Origin of the sequence: Exiguobacterium sp. SH1S1, from assembly GCF_004337245.1 — a bacterium.
Classification (GTDB): Bacteria; Bacillota; Bacilli; order Exiguobacteriales; family Exiguobacteriaceae; genus Exiguobacterium; species Exiguobacterium aurantiacum_A.
This window is the reverse complement of record NZ_SJUZ01000002.1, coordinates 146,285-166,220: the sequence shown is the minus strand read 5'-3', so window position 1 is coordinate 166,220 and position 19,936 is coordinate 146,285. Positions and strand designations below refer to the sequence as shown.

Annotated in this window: 19 protein-coding genes, 1 tRNA gene and 1 other annotated feature (1 of these 21 only partly in view); all 20 genes read left to right on the top strand. The window is 53.9% G+C overall.

Annotation, left to right across the window (positions count from 1 at the left end; genetic code table 11):
* The first annotated feature begins 5 nt into the window (after window positions 1-5).
* The 20 genes from sdhA (at window position 6) to hemL (ending at window position 19,830) form a co-directional block, all read left to right on the top strand.
* Window positions 6-1,763 (top strand): succinate dehydrogenase flavoprotein subunit, encoded by a 1,758-nt coding sequence (sdhA, locus tag EVJ23_RS07210; RefSeq protein ID WP_070327732.1) that lies wholly within the window; start codon window positions 6-8, stop codon window positions 1,761-1,763.
* An 8-nt stretch (window positions 1,764-1,771) separates the two neighbouring features.
* Window positions 1,772-2,560, top strand: coding sequence for a succinate dehydrogenase iron-sulfur subunit (sdhB, locus tag EVJ23_RS07205; protein ID WP_201739228.1), 789 nt, complete (start codon window positions 1,772-1,774; stop codon window positions 2,558-2,560).
* Window positions 2,561-2,569: 9 nt separating this feature from the next.
* Window positions 2,570-3,010 carry an acyl-CoA thioesterase gene (locus EVJ23_RS07200; protein WP_131465509.1) on the top strand — a complete coding sequence of 147 codons (441 nt, stop codon included), beginning with the start codon at window positions 2,570-2,572 and terminating at the stop codon, window positions 3,008-3,010.
* Between the two features lie 72 nt (window positions 3,011-3,082).
* On the top strand, window positions 3,083-3,346 hold the full coding sequence (locus tag EVJ23_RS07195; protein ID WP_021066838.1) for a phosphocarrier protein HPr: 264 nt from the start codon (window positions 3,083-3,085) through the stop codon (window positions 3,344-3,346).
* 117 nt (window positions 3,347-3,463) lie between these two features.
* Complete coding sequence (gene racE, locus EVJ23_RS07190; protein WP_070327730.1) at window positions 3,464-4,270, top strand: glutamate racemase; 807 nt, start codon at window positions 3,464-3,466, stop codon at window positions 4,268-4,270.
* Window positions 4,263-5,012: a ribonuclease PH gene (rph, locus tag EVJ23_RS07185; RefSeq protein WP_070327729.1), complete on the top strand. Its 750-nt coding sequence runs from the start codon at window positions 4,263-4,265 to the stop codon at window positions 5,010-5,012. Before racE ends, rph begins: the two co-directional genes overlap by 8 nt.
* Window positions 5,009-5,599, top strand: a complete 591-nt coding sequence (locus EVJ23_RS07180) for an XTP/dITP diphosphatase (RefSeq protein ID WP_071399354.1) — start codon at window positions 5,009-5,011, stop codon at window positions 5,597-5,599. Before rph ends, EVJ23_RS07180 begins: the two co-directional genes overlap by 4 nt.
* A gap of 5 nt (window positions 5,600-5,604) precedes the next feature.
* Window positions 5,605-6,117 (top strand): metallophosphoesterase family protein, encoded by a 513-nt coding sequence (locus EVJ23_RS07175; RefSeq protein WP_131465507.1) that lies wholly within the window; start codon window positions 5,605-5,607, stop codon window positions 6,115-6,117.
* A gap of 60 nt (window positions 6,118-6,177) precedes the next feature.
* Window positions 6,178-6,251 (top strand) — tRNA-Arg (locus EVJ23_RS07170).
* 124 nt (window positions 6,252-6,375) lie between these two features.
* The gene (locus EVJ23_RS07165; RefSeq protein ID WP_131465505.1) at window positions 6,376-7,281 is read left to right on the top strand and encodes a hypothetical protein; all 906 of its coding nucleotides are present in this window, start codon (window positions 6,376-6,378) and stop codon (window positions 7,279-7,281) included.
* 98 nt (window positions 7,282-7,379) lie between these two features.
* Complete coding sequence (tig, locus tag EVJ23_RS07160; RefSeq protein WP_070327725.1) at window positions 7,380-8,672, top strand: trigger factor; 1,293 nt, start codon at window positions 7,380-7,382, stop codon at window positions 8,670-8,672.
* Window positions 8,673-8,882: 210 nt separating this feature from the next.
* Entirely contained in the window at window positions 8,883-10,151 is a 1,269-nt protein-coding gene (gene clpX / locus EVJ23_RS07155) for an ATP-dependent protease ATP-binding subunit ClpX (protein ID WP_016508522.1), read from the top strand.
* Window positions 10,152-10,223: 72 nt separating this feature from the next.
* Window positions 10,224-12,527: an endopeptidase La gene (gene lon, locus EVJ23_RS07150; protein WP_070327724.1), complete on the top strand. Its 2,304-nt coding sequence runs from the start codon at window positions 10,224-10,226 to the stop codon at window positions 12,525-12,527.
* Window positions 12,524-13,120 carry a ribosome biogenesis GTP-binding protein YihA/YsxC gene (gene yihA / locus EVJ23_RS07145; protein WP_071399358.1) on the top strand — a complete coding sequence of 199 codons (597 nt, stop codon included), beginning with the start codon at window positions 12,524-12,526 and terminating at the stop codon, window positions 13,118-13,120. Before lon ends, yihA begins: the two co-directional genes overlap by 4 nt.
* Before the next feature lie 95 nt (window positions 13,121-13,215).
* On the top strand, window positions 13,216-14,388 hold the full coding sequence (locus EVJ23_RS07140) for an AI-2E family transporter (protein ID WP_236633418.1): 1,173 nt from the start codon (window positions 13,216-13,218) through the stop codon (window positions 14,386-14,388).
* A gap of 186 nt (window positions 14,389-14,574) precedes the next feature.
* Window positions 14,575-15,918: a glutamyl-tRNA reductase gene (gene hemA / locus EVJ23_RS07135; protein WP_070327719.1), complete on the top strand. Its 1,344-nt coding sequence runs from the start codon at window positions 14,575-14,577 to the stop codon at window positions 15,916-15,918.
* A 58-nt stretch (window positions 15,919-15,976) separates the two neighbouring features.
* Entirely contained in the window at window positions 15,977-16,894 is a 918-nt protein-coding gene (gene hemC / locus EVJ23_RS07130; protein ID WP_131440976.1) for a hydroxymethylbilane synthase, read from the top strand.
* Window positions 16,887-17,552 carry a uroporphyrinogen-III synthase gene (locus EVJ23_RS07125; protein WP_131465503.1) on the top strand — a complete coding sequence of 222 codons (666 nt, stop codon included), beginning with the start codon at window positions 16,887-16,889 and terminating at the stop codon, window positions 17,550-17,552. Before hemC ends, EVJ23_RS07125 begins: the two co-directional genes overlap by 8 nt.
* Window positions 17,549-18,529 carry a porphobilinogen synthase gene (gene hemB, locus EVJ23_RS07120; RefSeq protein ID WP_071399362.1) on the top strand — a complete coding sequence of 327 codons (981 nt, stop codon included), beginning with the start codon at window positions 17,549-17,551 and terminating at the stop codon, window positions 18,527-18,529. Before EVJ23_RS07125 ends, hemB begins: the two co-directional genes overlap by 4 nt.
* Window positions 18,526-19,830 carry a glutamate-1-semialdehyde 2,1-aminomutase gene (gene hemL, locus EVJ23_RS07115; RefSeq protein ID WP_070327715.1) on the top strand — a complete coding sequence of 435 codons (1,305 nt, stop codon included), beginning with the start codon at window positions 18,526-18,528 and terminating at the stop codon, window positions 19,828-19,830. Before hemB ends, hemL begins: the two co-directional genes overlap by 4 nt.
* Before the next feature lie 47 nt (window positions 19,831-19,877).
* Window positions 19,878-19,936: a binding site (T-box leader), on the top strand (it continues 162 nt past the right edge of the window).

The following is a 19,936-nucleotide window of genomic DNA, read 5'->3' as shown; positions in this document are numbered from 1 at the left end:
TGTATATGGCAAATCAAAGTTTGATCGTCATCGGTGGCGGTCTAGCTGGACTCATGGCGACAATCAAGTCGGCAGAGATGGGTGTTCCGGTTAAACTATTCTCGCTTGTACCGGTCAAGCGTTCACATTCAGTTTGTGCTCAAGGCGGCATCAACGGAGCCGTCAACACGAAAGGGGAAGGGGATTCTACTTGGCAACACTTCGATGACACGGTTTACGGCGGGGACTTCCTTGCCAACCAACAGCCAGTCCAAAAGATGGCAGAAGCGGCACCGAAGATCATCCACATGTTCGACCGGATGGGCGTCATGTTCAACCGGACGCCAGAAGGTCTGCTCGACTTCCGCCGCTTCGGCGGCACGCTCTATCATCGGACGGCTTACGCCGGCGCGACGACAGGGCAACAGCTCTTGTACGCGCTAGACGAACAAGTCCGTCGCTTCGAGGCGCAAGGTCTTGTCGAGAAGTATGAGGGCTGGGAGTTTCTCCGTGCCATCGTCGACGAAACGGGTATCTGCCGCGGTGCGGTCTGTCAGGATTTACGCTCGATGGAAATTAAAGCGTTTCCATCGGATGCGGTCATCCTCGCGACAGGCGGCCCAGGTGTCATCTTCGGCAAATCGACGAACTCGGTCATCAACACAGGGCAAGCGGCTGGAGCGGTTTACCGCCAAGGTGCCGTCTACGCCAACGGGGAGTTCATCCAAATCCACCCGACGGCGATCCCAGGGGACGACAAGCTTCGGCTCATGAGTGAGTCGGCGCGTGGAGAAGGCGGACGTGTTTGGACATACAAAGACGGAAAACCTTGGTACTTCCTTGAAGAGAAGTATCCGGACTACGGAAACCTCGTACCGCGTGATATCGCGACACGTGAGATTTTCGAAGTCTGCGTCAACCAAAAGCTCGGCGTCAACGGCGAGAACATGGTCTATCTCGATTTGTCGCATAAAGATTCGAAAGAACTCGACATCAAGCTCGGCGGTATTCTTGAAATTTATGAGAAGTTCGTCGGCGACGATCCGCGTAAAGTACCGATGAAGATCTTCCCGGCCGTTCACTACTCGATGGGCGGACTATGGGTCGACTACGATCAAATGACGAACATCCCAGGGCTGTTTGCAGCCGGCGAGTGTGACTATTCGATGCACGGGGCGAACCGTCTCGGCGCGAACTCACTCTTGTCTGCCGTTTACGGCGGGATGGAGGCCGGTCCTGCAGCGGTCAACTATATGCGCGGTCTCGACCAAGCGACCGAGAGCGTGCCAGAAGCGCTCTTCAACTTCAACGAACGTGAAGAAATCGAGCGGTTCAATGACATTCTCGCGATGGAAGGTACGGAGAACGCCTACCAGATTCACCGGGAACTCGGCGAACTCATGACCGACAACGTCACGGTCGTTCGTTACAACGATAAGCTCGAAGCGACAGACTTGAAGCTACGCGAGCTACGCGAACGCTTCAACAACATCTCAGCGACCGATACGGCGCGCTGGAGCAACCAAGGTGCCTCGTTCATCCGTCAACTCGACCACATGCTCGACCTCGCGCGCGTCATCACGCTCGGCGCCCTTAAACGCGACGAGAGCCGTGGCGCTCATTACAAACCGGACTTCCCGGAACGGAATGACGAGTTGTTCATGAAGACGACGATGGCACGTTACAACGAAGGGGAAGTCGATATCTCGTTTGAAGAGATCGACGTTTCGTTAATCCCGCCACGTAAACGGGATTACTCGAAGAAAGGGGCGAAGACGAAATGACGACGCCGATGCAGTCTGAGCATAAAGATATTCGTTTTATCATCGAACGCCAGGACGGTCCGGATCAAGCGGCCTACTCGGAAGAGTTCTCGGTCCCATATCGTCCGAACATGAACGTCATCTCGGCGCTCATGGAGATCCGCCGCAACCCGGTCAACGCTGAAGGCAACAAGACGACACCGATCACCTGGGACATGAACTGTCTTGAGGAAGTGTGCGGCGCTTGTTCGATGATCATCAACGGCAAGCCGCGCCAGTCGTGTACGGCGCTCGTCGATAAACTCGAGCAGCCGATCCGCCTTGCTCCGATGAAGACGTTCCCGGTCATCCGTGATCTTCAAGTCGACCGTCAGCGCATGTTCGACGCTTTGAAAAAAGTGAAGGCGTGGGTACCGATCGATGGCACGTACGACCTCGGTCCAGGACCACGGATGCCAGAGAACAAACGTCAATGGGCGTATGAGTTATCGAAATGTATGACGTGCGGTGTCTGCCTTGAGGCTTGCCCGAACGTCAACGACAAGTCGAACTTCATCGGCCCGGCCGCACTCTCACAAGTCCGTCTCTTCAACTCGCATCCGACCGGCGCTTTCCACGCGGAAGAACGTCTCGAAGCGCTAATGGAAGACGGAGGCATCATGCAGTGCGGAAACGCGCAAAACTGTGTCGAGGTTTGTCCGAAAGGCATTCCGCTCACGACGTCAATCGCCGCGATGAACCGTCAGACGACGCTTCACTCGTTCAAACAGTTCTTCGGCAGCGACAAAGGTCGTACCGGTTCTGCGGTCGAGGCGTAACGTTTGCCGATGTCAAAGTATTTTCGGGAACCCGGTTGGGAAACGCGTGTCAGGTCAGGAATCGAGCTCGACGTCAAAGTCCGCTTTTCGGAGTGCGACCCGTACGGCCATATGAATAACACGATCCCGTTCATCTATTTTGAGGATGCGCGGATCGAGCTACTCGAAACGACAGGATTTTCCTTGAAAGACGGTTTCGTCGTCGTGGCGGACGCCCAGTGCGATTACGTCCGACAAGTGATGCCGCGGCAACAGTTGAAGGTATATGCCAATGTCTTGACGGTCGGAAACACTTCATGTGATATTCATTACGGCGCATATGATGGAGATCAACTCATGTTCGCGGGCCGTACGAGCCTCGTGCATTTGTCAAAAACCGGTCGCCCGGCCGAATGGACTCCAGAATATAAAAATCGCTTGCAGAATTTTTGCGAATCCGCTATCATTTGATAATGAGTTCACAAACAAAAATTTCTGCCGGTTCGCCTGCAGAATTCAGATTTGAAGGGAGACTATCACGTCATGGAAAAAACATTCACAGTCGTTGCTGATTCAGGAATCCACGCTCGTCCAGCTACTCAGTTGGTCAACACAGCTTCTAAGTTCCAATCAGATATCAACCTTGAGTACAATGGTAAGACAGTTAACTTGAAGTCGATCATGGGTGTACTTTCACTCGGAATCGCTAAAGATTCAACAATCAAGATCACTGCAGCAGGTGACGATGCAGAAGAAGCGGTTAACACGCTCTCTGACATGCTCACTAGCGAAGGTCTTGCTCAGTAATTCGAGCAACGGACGAGGCGGCCAATCGGCTACCTCGTCTTTTTTGTTTGTCATGACACCGTTTCTTTTTTGGATACGGCTTTTTTGGTAAGATAGATGGGAATGGAAGTGATATTTATGAAACGAGCGATTGGAGTACTCGATTCAGGTGTTGGCGGCTTGACCGTAGTCAAAGAACTGATCCGCCAGCTGCCGAAAGAAGAAATCATCTATATCGGCGACACGGAGCGCTGTCCGTATGGGCCGCGCCCGCACGATGAGATTGAAGCATATACGTGGGAATTGATTGAATTCCTATTAGAAAAAGACGTTAAGATGATCGTCATCGCCTGCAACACGGCGACGGCCGTCGTCTTGAAAGAAGCGCGCAAACGCCTCAACATCCCGGTCATCGGTGTCATCGACCCGGGCGCCCGGGCCGCCGTCAAAGGCACGCGCAACAAACATATCGGTGTCATCGGCACGAAGATGACGGTCGAAAGCAATTCGTACGAGACGGCGCTCCGTCACGTCGCGGGCGAGATTGATGTCTATTCGCTCGCTTGCCCGCCGTTCGTGCCGCTCGTCGAAGCCGGCGAACTGAGCGGCGAACGCGTCCGGTCGATCGTCGCCGAGACGATCCTGCCTCTCCAAGCTTCGGAGATGGACACGCTCATCCTCGGGTGCACCCATTATCCGTTGCTTGCGCCGGTCATCCAAGACGTCGTCGGACCCGATGTCCATTTGATTTCGTCAGGTGATGAGACAGCGCTCGAAGTGGCAGCGATCCTTGATTTTAAAGAACTTGAGAACGATTTGGATACCATCCCGACGCATCAGTTTTATGCGACCGGGGATGTCGCCATCTTCAACCGATTGGCGACAGAATGGCTTGGCCAACCCGTGAAAGCGGAGAAAGTAGAGGTGTCTGGTGTCGATGCGTAACGAAAGACAACATGATGAACTGCGGACCGTTGAGATCATTCCGCACGTGAACAAACATGCCGAAGGCTCGGTCTTGATCTCGATCGGGGACACGAAAGTAATCTGTACGGCGACGGTCGAAGAACGCGTCCCGAACTTCCTGCGCGGGAAGAAGCAAGGCTGGATCAACGCCGAGTACGCGATGCTGCCACGGGCGACGGGCAACCGGACCGTCCGGGAATCCGTTCGCGGTAAGCAGACAGGACGGACGATGGAGATTCAACGGTTGATTTCGCGCTCGCTCCGTTCGGTCGTCGACTTGGAACGGCTCGGTGAACGGACGATCTGGATCGATTGTGACGTCATCCAAGCGGACGGCGGCACACGGACAGCGTCGATCACAGGCGGTTTTTGTGCGCTCGTGCTCGCGGTCGACGCGCTCATCCGTCAAGGCAAGCTCGGCGACACGCCAATCAAAGAAGGCGTCGCCGCCATCTCGGTCGGTCGGACGAACGAGCTGTTGCTCGACTTGAACTATGAAGAAGACGCGGCGGCCGAAGTTGACATGAACGTCGTCATGACGGCGAGCGGACGCTTCGTCGAAGTGCAAGGCACGGGTGAAGAAGCGACGTTCACGCTGCAAGAAATGAATGAGATGCTCCAGATGGCCCAAGGCGGGATCGAGACGCTGTTCAAAGCAGCAGAAGACGCGCTCGGTGCCTCATGGTGGTATGTCGGGGAACAAATGGAGGAAACGATATGAAACTGATTGTCGCGACACGCAACAAAGGGAAAGTGGTTGAAATCGAAGGGATGCTCACGCCGCTCGGATTTGAAGTCGAGTCGCTCTTGGACTATCCGGATGCACCGGAAACGGATGAGACGGGCACGACGTTCGAAGCGAACGCCGAACTGAAAGCGACCGAGGCGGCCCGTTACTTCGGACACGCCGTTCTCGCCGACGACTCGGGGCTTGAAGTCGATGCGCTCGACGGTGCCCCAGGCGTCCACTCGGCCCGCTTCGCCGGTCCTGAGAAGTCGGACGCGGCGAACAACGCGCTTCTGCTCGAGAAGTTGAACGGGGCGAACGACCGCTCGGCGCGCTTCGTCTGCGCGCTCTGCCTCGCCAAACCGACAGGCGAGACGTTGACCGTGCGCGGGACGATCGAAGGTACGATCGGCTATGCGCCCCACGGGGAAAATGGATTCGGGTACGACCCGCTCTTTATCGTCCCATCGCTCCATAAGACGGCAGCAGAGCTCGAGCGTGACGAAAAGGCGGCGGTCAGTCACCGCGGTCAGGCGTTAAGAAAACTAGAGGCAGAAATCATTCCATTTATGAAAGGTTGAGGTGTATGCGTTTTCTCGTAGTCAGTGACAGTCACGGATTGACAGACGAACTATCGACTATCTTTACTCGGCATGAAACTGAGATTGAGGACGCGTTTCATTGCGGCGACTCCCAGCTCGCGCTCGTCGACGAGCACTTGCTGCCGTATCGGACCGTCCGCGGCAATTGCGATTTTGGGGGCGACTTGCCGCTCGAACGGATCGAAGCGACACCTGAAGGCACGGTTTTAATCGTCCACGGCCATCACCATGACGTGAAGTTCGATTTGAACCGGTTGCGTTATCGGGCCGAGGAAGTCGGGGCGAACGTCGTCTTGTACGGTCACTCGCACGTGGCCGGGGCCGTCATCGAAGACGGGGTGCTCTACGTGAACCCGGGCTCGATCCGGATGCCGCGCGGACGCTCGGACAAGACGTACGCGTTGATCGACCTTGACGCCGGTCAGGCAGCGGTCCGGTTTTACCGGTCTGAGGACGGGACGCCCGTCGAAGATTTGGACTTGTCAGGACAACTTTGAACAAAACAGAAAGAACCAATTGACAGCAAAGCATTTTTCTATTATAGTTTTCTTGTCAATGTCCCAATAGCTCAGCTGGATAGAGCAACGCCCTTCTAAGGCGTCGGTCGGGGGTTCGAATCCCTCTTGGGACACTTCCATTTAAAATAGAGATAGCCTCCACGGAGGTTGTCTCTTTTTTCGTTTTCCGGGGTATTGATTGACAACGCAGCAATTCCTAAGGAAGATGGAGATGGATGGAAGAAAGGGTGTGTGAAGATGGAAAAAGAGCGGGAGTACCCGTTTCCGGGGAACTGGTCGCGGCTGCAGAAGATGATTCAAGAAGCGGACGCGGCCGGGGAGCGGCAACGGGTCGAGCCGATCCTATGGGATTGGTACGCAGCCGTCAAAGGCGATCAGTTTATTTTCATGGAAATTTTTCAATGTTTGATGGAGCGTCCGGAAGAGCCGGAAACGCTTGAAAAACTCGAAGAACTCGTCACGACGCAGATTCATGAGGCAGAAGAACCGGCAGCCGGCGGGCTTCAAATTGCCCAGTACTACATCATGCGTGACCAACCTTTCGAGGCGGCACACTGGATCCATCAATATTTAGAGTGGCAAGACAAGGCCGATCAAGTGAACACCCAAGCTTACCAAGTGCTCCAAGTACTTAAGATGACCGAGTTTCCGGCGGCCATCGCCAAACTGAAACGGACGGTTCATCGTGGCAGTGTCGGGGAACAGATTGAACTGCTCGAGCACGTCCATTTCAATATCGATGACGTACTCGACAACGTATTGAAGGGACTGCTCCTTGAAGATCGCCCGAAATTGATGAAGCTGATCGTGCTTGAAAAAGCGTTCGAAGAACTGTCCGTCATCGAATGGGTCGACCTCGAAACGCATCATCGGCTGACGCAGGCAGAGGCACAAGTGAAGATGGACGAATGGGAGCATGTGGTCCACGATTTGCAGAAGGCCGTCAAAGGCGACGAAATCGCGACGCAACTGCTCATGAACTACATGTATACGCACTATCCGTTCACACCGGGTGGGGCATCTGAAATCGAAACAGCCGTCGTGAGAGCGAAAGCAGCGATCCTGAACTATGAAGAAACAGACGGGCTCGCGGCTGAAATTTTAGAGGCGGATATCCGTTTCACGCAAGCGTTTCTAGACTAAATCCTTGTGTGCAGTCACCGGATTTATGCTATAATACTGATTGTTGTACATTTTTGTACGGTATAGAAGAATAAACGAATTTGTTGGAGGGACTTAGCATGACAGCAAAATGGGAAAAAACATCAGGTAGCCAAGGCGTACTCACGTACGAAGCACCTGCAGAAGCATTCAATAAAGCAGTCGACGCAGCATTTAAAGATGTCGTCAAAAACTTGAACGTACCTGGCTTCCGTAAAGGGAAATTGCCACGTCCAATGTTCAACAAAATGTACGGAGAAGAAGCACTCTTCCAAGATGCGCTTGATATCCTCTACCGTGACACAATCCAATCTGCAGTCGAAGAAGCTGGTTTCGAACCAATGGCTCTCGAAAACATCGACGTTGATGGCACACTCGAAAAAGGTCAGCCGGTTACTTTCAAAGTAACATTCGTGGTTGAACCAGAAGCTGAGCTCGGCGACTACAAAGGTCTCGAGTACGATGCTGTAGAAACGAACGTCACAGACGAAGAAGTCGCAGCAGAACTTGACGCCCTCAAAGAGCAAGGCGCAGAACTTGCTGTTAAAGAAGGCGCAGTCGAAAACGGCGATACAGCTGTCTTTGATTTCGCAGGTTTCGCTGAAGGCGAGCAATTCGAAGGTGGCACGGCTGAAAACTACACACTTGAAATCGGTTCAGGTCAATTCATTCCTGGATTCGAAGAGCAAATGGTAGGCATGACTGCTGGTGAAGAAAAAGACATCGAAGTAACATTCCCTGAAGAGTACCACGCTGACAACTTGGCGGGTAAACCAGCGACGTTCAAAGTCAAACTTCACGAAGTAAAAGCGAAGCAAGTACCTGAGCTCGACGACGAGTTCGCAAAAGACATCGACGAGTCAGTAGCATCACTCGACGAGTTGAAAGCGAAAATTCGTGAGCGCTTAGAAGCTGCGAAGCAACAAGAAGCTGATGGCACGATGCGCGACCAACTCGTTGAGCAAGCAACTGCTAACGCGACAATCGACGTACCTGCAATCCTCATCGACCAAGAAGTAGACCGCATGGTTCAAGAGTTCGGTACTCGTGTATCTTCACAAGGCATCGACCTCAACATGTACTTCGAACTCACTGGCACAACAGAAGAAGCTATGCGTGAAGAGATGAAAGAGCAAGCTGAAGAGCGCGTTAAAGCTCGTCTCGTCTTGAAAGCAATCGCTGAAAAAGAAGCGATCGAAGTAACTGATGAAGATGCTGAGAAAGAACTCGAAGAAATGTCTAAACTCTACAACATCGCACCGGACCAACTCCGTACGATGCTCGCACCGCAAGGCGGAATCGAGACACTTAAAGGTGACCTCAAATTCCGTAAGGCGATCGACATCCTCGTTGAAACTGGTAAAGCGAAGTAATTAGATGAGATGAGGGCGACTGCCACGCAGTCGTCCTTTTTTCTGTAATGACACTTTGTATGTGTTAATCTTTGATGTCGCTATATGTTCATGCTACAATTATTGCAACGCAGAGATGTAAATGTTTTTTCGTGAGTGCTTTGCACCTGAAAATACAAATAGGCGATTTATCGCACTTACATCCATTTTCATTCAGAAGGGGTGTACCGAATGTTCAAATTTAACGAGGAAAAGGGACAACTTAAATGCTCGTTTTGCGGGAAATCGCAAGAACAAGTCCGTAAACTAGTCGCCGGTCCTGGCGTATACATTTGTGACGAATGTATTGAACTTTGCAATGAAATCGTTGAGGAAGAGCTCGGTGTCGAAGAAGAAGTCGAATTCAAAGACATTCCAAAACCACAAGAGATCCGTAACGTCCTTGACGAGTATGTCATCGGCCAAGACCGGGCGAAACGTGCGCTTTCGGTAGCTGTCTATAACCACTATAAACGCATCAACGCCGGTGGCCGTTCTGATGATGTCGAACTTTCGAAGTCGAACATCGTCATGATCGGACCAACTGGTAGCGGTAAAACGCTTCTCGCTCAGACGATGGCTCGCGTCTTGAACGTCCCGTTCGCAATCGCGGATGCGACGAGCTTGACGGAAGCCGGTTACGTCGGGGAAGACGTCGAGAACATCTTGCTCAAGCTGATCCAATCGGCTGACTACGATGTCGAGAAGGCTGAAAAAGGGATTATCTATATCGATGAAATCGATAAGATTGCCCGCAAGTCGGAAAACCCATCGATCACGCGTGACGTGTCTGGTGAAGGGGTCCAACAAGCCTTGCTCAAGATTCTTGAAGGGACGACTGCAAGCGTACCGCCACAAGGTGGACGGAAGCATCCGCATCAAGAGTTCATCCAAATCGATACGACGAACATTCTCTTCATCGTCGGCGGCGCATTCGCCGGCATCGAAGCGGTCGTCAAACGCCGCATCGGGAAGAAAGTCATCGGTTTCGGGAACGAACAAGAAAATCGCGAGATGACGCAAGAAGACTTGCTCGCCCGCGCATTGCCGGAAGACCTTCAAAAATTCGGCTTGATCCCTGAATTTATCGGACGTCTACCGGTCATGGCGACGCTCATGACACTCGACGAGTCAGCGCTCGTCGAAATCTTGACGAAGCCGAAAAACGCGCTCGTCCGTCAGTACGTGAAGATGCTCGAACTCGACGACGTCGAACTCACGTTCACAGACGAGTCGTTGATTGAAATTGCCAAACTTGCGATCAAACGTAAGACAGGTGCACGTGGTCTCCGCTCGATTATCGAAGAAATGATGCTCGATGTGATGTTCACCGTCCCATCGCGTGACGATATCGAGAAAGTCATCATTACAGACGAAACGATTACGGGTCTTGCCGGTCCGAAATATGTTCTCCGTGATGGTACTGTCGAACAGACAGGGGACAACCAAGAAACAGCTTAAAGTTCTTAACGAAAAAGGCTCAAACACTCGGCACAACCGAGTTTTGGGCCTTTTTGCACAGGAGGCGTTGTAATGGAACAATTACCAATTCTTCCTTTGCGTGGAGTTGTCGTTTATCCGCTGATCGGAGTGACGATCGACGTCGGGCGACCGCTCTCATTACGAGCACTCCTTGCCGCAAAGGAACACGAGACAGATTTGATTGTCGTCACACAAAAAGAGACAGGCAAAGAATCACCTGAACCGGAAGACCTTTACGCGATCGGGACGCGGGTCCACATCGCCAAGATGAGCGAACTGTCGAACGATACGGTACGGGTCCGCCTCGTCGGGAAAGAACGCGTCAAAATCAACGCCGTCGAAGCGACGAAAGACGGCTGGTTTGCTGACGTCGACTCGCTCGAACTCGTTGAAGGGGAAGAAGTCGAGCGGACGGCACTCGTGCGGCTCTTGAAAGAACAGTTCGGCAAACTCGTCGGGACGATCAAAGGCTTGTCACCGGACGAGCGTCGTCGGTTTGAGATGTATGAGCGGCTCGAATCGCTCACTGACTACATCTCATCGAAACTCGATGTCGATGTCGACATTCGCCAAGCGATGCTTGAAGAACCAGACGCGGTCAAACGCGGGCTCGAACTGCTCGAGATCATGACGCACGAAGTCGAGATCATCGAGCTCGAACAAGAGTTGCGTGAACGGACGAAGAAGACGATTGAACAAGCGCAAAAAGAGTACTACTTACGTGAACAGATGAAGACGATTCAACAAGAACTTGGGGACCAGTCGCAAGAGTCGGAACCGAACCGTCTCCTTGAGAAGCTCGAGGCGCTCGACTTGCCGGAAACGACACGGAAGAACGTCATGCGGGAAGCGGAACGGTTGAACGTCGTCCCGGCGACGTCACCTGAGTACGCCGTCATCCGCAACTACCTCGATTGGATCGTCTCGCTGCCGTGGGGAATTGAAACCGAAGATAAATTGGACGTCAAACATGCGGCCGGTGTCCTCGACGATGACCATTACGGGCTCGAGTCGGTCAAAGACCGGATCCTCGAATACTTGGCGGTCCGTCAATTGACGAACTCGCTGCGTGGACCGATCCTTTGTCTCGCCGGACCTCCTGGGGTCGGGAAGACGTCGCTCGCCCGCTCGATCGCTTCGGCGCTCGAACGTAACTTCGTCCGCGTCTCGCTCGGCGGGGTGCGTGACGAGGCTGAGATTCGCGGTCACCGCCGGACGTATATCGGCGCGATGCCAGGCCGGATCATCCGTGGCTTGAAGCAAGCTGAAAGTAAGAACCCGGTGTTCTTGCTCGATGAGATCGACAAGATGGCGTCGGACTTCCGGGGCGACCCGGCTTCGGCCATGCTCGAAGTGCTCGACCCGGAACAGAACGTCTCGTTCTCGGACCATTACATCGAGGAGCCGTTCGACTTGTCGAACGTGCTGTTCATCGCGACGGCGAACGACGTCTCGCAAATTCCGGCCCCGCTCCTCGACCGGATGGAACTCATTCAAATCGGCGGCTACACGGAGCTCGAAAAAGTCGAGATCGCGAAACGTCACTTGATTCCAAAACAATATAAAGAACACGGCTTGAAAAAGAGCCAGCTCACGATTAAAGAAGACGCGCTCTATGAAGTCGTCCGCCGCTACACACGCGAGGCCGGCGTCCGCAACCTTGAGCGTGTCATCGGATCGCTTTGCCGGAAAGCGGCGAAACAGATCGCGATCGGCGAGAAGAAACGTGTCACCGTGTCGCTCAAAGTCCTAAGCGACTACCTCGGGAAACCGAAGTATCGTTACGGCAAAGGCGAGACGGAAGACTCGATCGGAGCGGTCACAGGCCTCGCTTACACGGCGTTCGGCGGCGATACGCTCACGATCGAAGTCGCGCTCGCACCGGGCAAAGGCAAGCTGCAGTTGACGGGGAAACTCGGCGACGTCATGCAGGAGTCGGCGCAGACGGCGTACAGTTACGTCCGCTCGAACGCGGAACGGTTCGGGATCGACCCGACGTTCTACGAGCGGCAAGACGTGCACATCCACGTCCCGGAAGGTGCCGTCCCGAAAGACGGGCCATCCGCCGGGATCACGATCGCGACGGCGCTTATCTCGGCCTTGACCGGGAAGAAAGTCCGACGTGACATCGGGATGACCGGAGAGATCACGCTCCGTGGCCGTGTCCTGCCGATCGGCGGCTTGAAAGAAAAAGCGCTCGCCGCGCATCGGGCCGGACTCACGACCATCATCATCCCGAAAGACAATGAACGTGACATCGATGACATTCAAGACACCGTCCGTGAAAAACTGACGTTCGTCCCGGTCACGATGCTCGATCAAGTATTAGAAGTAGCATTTGGAGGAAAACAATGAAAATCAATAAAGCAGAATTTATTACGAGTGCCGTGGCGCCGGACCATTATCCGGTCCACGAGTTGCCAGAAGTCGCACTCGCCGGCCGTTCGAACGTCGGGAAATCGTCATTCATCAACAAGATCTGTCAGCGTAAAGCACTCGCCCGGACATCATCAAAACCGGGGAAGACGCAGACGCTGAACTTCTTCAACATCAATGACGAGATCATGTTCGTCGACGTCCCGGGCTACGGGTATGCCAAAGTTTCGAAGACCGAGCGTGAGAAGTGGGGCGTCATGATGGAGCAATACTTGACGTCGCAAAGCGCGCTCAAAGGTGTCGTCCTCTTGGTCGATATCCGACACGAGCCGTCGGGTGATGACGTGACGATGTACAATTTCTTGAAACATTATGAGATTCCGGTCATCGTCGTCGCGACGAAACTCGATAAGATCAAGAAAGCGCAGCGCCAGAAACATGAGGCGGCCGTGAAGCGGAAGCTTCAATTCGAATCGACTGACCGATTCGTCTCTTTCTCGGCCGAAACGGCAGAAGGAAAAGACGAAGCGTGGAAAGCCATCTACGATTTGTTGACGGACGACGAGGGATAACCCCCTCGTCTTTTTGTTTTTAGGGTTACGTGAACGGGTAAGTATCGTATAATTGTCATATTGTATAGCAATACATTAATAAACGAGGTGGAAAGATGCAGAGAATGTTTGAAAGCAAATGGTATCGCTTCTTATTTTGGACGTTGACGATTTTCTTAGTGATCTTGGTCGGGACAGAGATTTCATTCGTGTTCGAACCGATCCAAGTCATATTGGCGCTCGTCACGGTACCGCTTATTATTTCAGGACTTTTCTTTTATTTTCTCGTTGGAGTCGTCGATTATTTAGAACGACGGTCCGGGAAACGTGGCATGTCAGTCGCAATCACGCTAACATCGCTTATCCTGATCATCACGCTCGTTTTCAGTATTCTCGGGCCCGTGCTCGTCGAACAAGTGACCGATCTCGTCAACGCGATGCCGAGCATCGCCAAAGAGTTGCAGCAACAAGCGTTCTCAGTGCGTGACTCGCTTATGCAAAACGAGTTCCTGTCGCGCTTCATGGCGGAAAACGATGACATGTTCACCGACTTGACCAATAATGTCACCACATACCTCGGTGATATTTTTGGCAATATTGCTTCTTCATTCGGCCAAGTCATCGGATTCATTACATCAGCTGTCATCACGATCGTCGTCATTCCGTTCATGTTGCTCTATATGCTGCTTGACGGGAAGCATTTGCCGGACTCGATCGTCAAGCTGTTGCCATCGAGCTATGAGAAAGAGACACGTAAAATTTTGAACGACATGCACACGACCGTTAAGAACTACGTGCACGCCCAACTGATCGTCGCGTTCTTCGTCGGGATCACGTCGCTCATCGGTCTTTGGATCGTCGGTGTCGACTACGCCATCTTGCTCGCACTCTTCATGATGGTGACGAACATCATCCCGTACGTCGGACCGTTCCTCGGGGCGGCACCGGCCGTCGTCGTCGCCTTCATCCAAGATCCGATCAAAGTGCTCTGGGTCATCCTCGTCATCATCATCGTCCAACAGATCGAGGCGAACGTCATCTCCCCGCTCATTCAAGGGAAAACGCTCAAAGTGCATCCGCTCACGATCATCATCGTCTTGCTCGTGGCCGGTAACCTGGCTGGGATCATCGGGATGTTGGTTGCGGTTCCGACGTATGCAGTGGCGAAAGTCGTCGTCAAAAACATCGTCCGCATCTATAAATTGAAAGAGCGACAACATTACCTCGAGTCGGAGGAAGAAGACAAGCCGGAAAGTACGATTATCACAGATTCATCGTCACTTAAATGACAAAAAAAGTAGAAATGGCCAATTTGACCGTTTCTACTTTTTTTCGTCACAAAAAGTTCTTAAATTATTTCACGAAAATCGAACAGAAGATTATAGTTCCTAAATAAAAATTGTTATACTGTACGGTAGAGACGTAAAAAAGAAATGACAACCGCCACTGTGATTTTAGATGAGGGGAAGAGGTACATGCATATTGTCGTCGTTGGACTAAATAACAAGACAGCCCCTGTCGCGATTCGGGAGCAGTTCTCGTTTGGGGAGCAAGAAATCGTGGATGCGATGATTGCGCTCCGCGAAGAGAAAAGCATTTTTGAATCGGTTATTTTGTCGACCTGTAACCGTACCGAGCTATACGTCGTCACAGACCAGCTCCATACGGGTCGTTATTATACAAAACGTTTTTTAGCGAACTGGTTCGATCTTGAGATGGATCAGTTCACACCATACTTGTCGATCCGTGAAGGGGAGGAAGCGATTCGTCACTTGTTCCGTGTCACGTCGGGTCTCGACTCGATGATCATCGGGGAAACGCAGATTTTAGGACAAGTGAAGTCAAGCTTCTTCCGCGCCCAAGAGAACGGGACGACGGGGACAGTGTTTAATAAATTGTTCAAAGAAGCCGTGACGCTCGCCAAACGGGCCCATACTGACACGCAAATTGGGGAAATGTCTGTATCGGTCAGCTCGGCTGCGGTCGCGCTCGCCCAAGAGATGTACACGCGCCTCGATGACAAACAAGTTGTCGTCGTCGGTGCAGGTGAGACGGGTGAGCTGACAACGCTCAACTTGTTCGAAGCCGGCGCCAAACAAATTGCCGTCTTCAACCGGACTGAAAGTAAAGCGAAAGCGGTCGCTGCCAAGTTCAAAGGCCGAGCCCACTCGATCCGCGAGATCGCCTGTGGACTGCTCGATGCCGATATTTTGATCAGCTCGACCGGGGCCAAAGAAGCCGTTATCGCGTATGACGACGTCGCCGCAGCGCAATTGTTGCGTCGGGAACGTCCACTTCTTCTCATTGACATTGCCGTGCCGCGAGATATCGATCCAGCGGTCCGGTCGCTTCCGGGCGTCCGTTTGTTTGATGTCGATGACTTGAACGGGATCGTCAATAAAAACTTGGCAGCCCGTCTCGTCGAGGCAGAAAAGATTGAAGTGAAGATTGATGAGGCGATTCAAGAGTTCCAAGCATGGCTCGTCACGCTCGGTGTCGTGCCGATCATGAACGAGTTGCGCGAACGAGCGCTCCGCGTCCAAGAAGAGACGATGGAAAGTCTTGAGCGCAAGCTCGACCATCTGTCGGACCGGGACAAGAAAGTCATCGGCAAGCACATGAAGTCGATCATCAACCACATGCTGCGTGAACCGATCGACTACATTAAAGACGCGGCCGCTCAACCGGACGCGAACACGCGCATCGCCCAGTTCGTCGAAGCGTTCGCGCTAGACGTCGACGTTCCGACTGCGGACACAGAACCGGAAGAGCTAGAAGCGATGGCGGCTAAAGCACCACTTCGCGCGTTGATGCGCTAATACAAACCAAAAAGGCGGCGGATCTCGTCGCCTTTTTCTATGAAGGGGACTAAACATTATGCGTAAAATTATCGTCGGCTCACGCCGCTCACAACTCGCGATGACACAAACGAAATGGGTCATCGAACAATTGAAGCAAGCCGGGGCCCAGAACGAGTTCGAGATCAAAGAAATCGTGACGAAAGGTGACCAAATCGTCGACGTCCAACTGTCGAAAGTCGGCGGGAAAGGCTTGTTCGTCAAAGAGATCCAACAACAGATGCTCGCCGGTGACATCGATTTTGCCGTCCACAGCATGAAAGACGTCCCGGCCGAACTGCCGGAAGACCTCTTTATCAGCTGTATGCCAAAACGTGTCGACGCGCGTGACGTACTAATTTGCGAGAACGGCTACACGCTCGAGACGTTGCCGCAAGGCGCGGTCATCGGGACGAGCTCGCTCCGTCGCGGTGCACAGATGCTCGCAGCCCGTCCGGACTTCGAGATCCAATGGATTCGCGGCAACATCGACACGCGCTTGAAAAAACTCGATACCGAGAACTTCAACGCCATCTTGCTCGCGAAAGCGGGACTTGAGCGCATGGGTTGGACCGACCGCGTCAAGTTCGAAGCGCTCGACGCCGACATGATGGTACCGGCCGTCGGACAAGGTGTACTCGCGATCGAGAGCCGGAAAGACGACGCAGAAGTGACGCAGATTTTACAGCTTCTTCACGATGACGTGACGGCGAAAGCTGCGACGGCGGAGCGGACGTTCTTGAAGGCGATCGAAGGCAGCTGCCACGTACCGGTCGGCGGCTACGCGACGGTTGACGGGGACACGGTCACGCTCACCGGCTTGATCGCCTCGGTCGACGGCAAAGACGTGCTCCGTGTGACGAAAACGTCAACGGACGAAGTCGCGCTCGGTCAAGACGTCGCTGACGACTTGCTCGGACGTGGCGGACGCGAGATCCTCGCCTCGGTCAATGTGTGACGTCTGGTACACAGGGACAAAACGACTGACCGCTTCGCAACGGGCCTTGCTCGACGCGAGCGGTCTTTCCGTTCATCACGTCCCGATGATCGAGACACGGCTGACCGGGAAACCAACGCCAACTGATTCGTTCGACTGGCTCGTCGTCACGAGTCAAACCGCTGTCCCAGCGCTTCAAGACGTTCCTCGGGACATTCAAGTCGCTGCCGTCGGCGAGAAGACGCGGGACGCGCTCGAGGCAGAAGGATTCACCGTTTCGCTCATGCCGGAGACGTATACGGGCGAGGCGTTGTTCCGCGAGTTGGCAAACGTCGTCGGTGAGGATGACGTCGTCTTGTTCGCCCGTGGGGATTTGGCGAACACCGAGCATATGCGACAATTGCCGCATGTGTACGACTGGGTCGTCTATGAGACGGTCGAGAAAGCACTCACGGCCGATCAAGCGGCCGCGCTCGAACATGTCGAGGCGCTACTCGTGCTCAGTCCGTCCGCCGTCCACGCGCTCACGCCTTACCTCGAACGGTTCCACGGGACGTGGTACGCCATCGGTGAAGTGACCGAGCGGGCCGTCCGAGAAGTTTCGACGTTACCGGTCCGAGTGCCTGAGTGTTATACTATGGATGCATTAATACAGTGTGTAGGGGGAGATTTTTCATGAACCAATTCGACCGTCACCGTCGTCTGCGCTCGTCGAAGTCGATGCGTGCACTCGTACGTGAAAACCATGTTCGGAAAGAAGATTTGATTTATCCGCTCTTCGTCGTCGAAGGGACAAATATTAAACGCGAAGTCAGCTCGATGCCTGGCGTCTTCAACTTCTCGCTCGATCGTCTCGAAGACGAGATCCGTGAGCTCGTCGACCTCGGGCTCGAGTCCGTTCTCTTGTTCGGTGTACCTGAGCATAAAGACCCGGAAGGCACGGAAGCATACCACGATCACGGCATCGTCCAAGAAGCGATCCGCAAAGTGAAAGAGTGGGCACCACAGCTCACGGTCATCGCCGACACGTGCCTCTGTGAATATACGTCGACGGGCCACTGTGGCATCGTGAAGAACGGTGACGTCGATAACGACGCGTCACTGCCGCTTCACGTCCAGACGGCGATCACGCAAGCGCAAGCGGGCGCAGACATCATCGCGCCGAGCTCGATGATGGACGGCTTCGTCGCCGCCATCCGCGAAGGGCTCGACCAAAACGGCTTCAGCCACATCCCGATCATGAGCTACGGCGTCAAATACGCATCGGCGTACTACGGACCGTTCCGTGACGCGGCGCAGTCGGCGCCTGGTGAAGGCGACCGCAAAGGCTATCAGATGGACCCGGCTAACCGCCGCGAGGCGTTCCGGGAATCACAGTCGGACGTCGAGCAAGGTGCCGACTTTATGATCGTTAAACCGGCGCTCGCGTTCATGGACATCATCCGCGACATGCGCGACTCGCTCGATATGCCGATCGTGGCGTATAACGTGAGCGGGGAGTACGCGATGATTAAAGCGGCGTCGATGAACGACTGGATCGATGAACAACGTATCGTCATGGAGACGATGGTCGGTTTCAAACGGGCCGGTGCCGATTTGATCGTCACGTATTTCGCAAAAGACGTCTGTCGCTATTTGGAAGGAGAATTCGCATGACATACAAGCAAACTCGCTCAGAAGCAGCGTTCAAACAAGCACTCCCACTCATGCCGGGCGGGGTCAACAGCCCGGTCCGTGCCTATAAATCGGTCGGGATGACGCCGATCTTCGCCGAACGCGGTGAAGGTTCACGCGTCTACGACATCGACGGCAACGAGTACATCGACTACGTCCTCTCATGGGGACCACTCATTCTCGGTCACCGCGACCCGGTCGTCATGAAAGCGATTCAAGATCAGGCTGAAAAAGGCTGGACGTTCGGGACACCGACAGAGCTCGAGACGAAGATGGCCGAGCTCGTCATCGACCGCGTCCCATCGATCGAGATGGTCCGCATGGTCAACTCCGGTACGGAAGCGACGATGGCGGCTCTCCGCCTCGCACGCGGTTATACGGGCAAGACGAAGATCTTGAAGTTTGAAGGCTGCTACCACGGCCACGGGGACTCGCTCCTCATCAAGGCCGGATCTGGTGTCGCGACACTCGGTCTCCCGGACTCACCGGGCGTCCCGAAAGACTTGGCGAGCCATACGCTCACCGTCCCATACAACGACCTCGACGCGCTTCGCATCGCGTTCGAGAAGCACGGCGACGACATCGCCGGCGTCATCGTCGAACCGGCTGCCGGCAACATGGGCTTCGTCCCGCCGCAGCCAGGATTCCTCGAAGGACTGCGTGAGATCACGGAACAAAACGGTGCGCTCCTCATCTTTGACGAGGTCATGACCGGCTTCCGCGTCGGTTACAATTGCGCCCAAGGTTACTTTGGCGTGACCCCTGATCTTACGTGCCTCGGCAAAGTCATCGGCGGCGGCCTTCCGGTCGGCGCATACGGCGGCAAACGGGAGATCATGGAACACATCGCACCGCAAGGGCCGATCTACCAAGCAGGGACGCTTTCAGGCAACCCGCTCGCGATGATCGCCGGCTACACGACGCTGTCGCAACTCAAGCCTGAGCACTACGAGGAGTTCGAGCGCAAAGCCGACCGCCTCGCGGCAGGCTTCACGGCAGCGGCCGAGAAATATAACATCCCGCACGACACGAACCGGGCCGGCTCGATGTTCGGCTTCTTCTTCACGAACGAGAAAGTGACGAACTTCGAGAAGGCGAAAACGTCGAATCTCGACATGTTCCGCTCGTACTATCAGAAGATGGCGGCGCGTGGCGTGTTCTTGCCACCGTCACAGTTCGAAGGCTTGTTCTTGTCGACTGTGCATACGGACGAGGATATCGACGCGACGCTCGCCGCGGTCGATGCGACGTTCAAAGAGCTGCAACAAGAGTTTTCATTGTAATCTTGACTGAACCGTCTTCACTCGCTACAATTGTTTAACAGATACGTTTAAAAGCTATGATGAGGAATAGTACGCAACAACACTCCTTTTTAGAGACGCGGCCGCA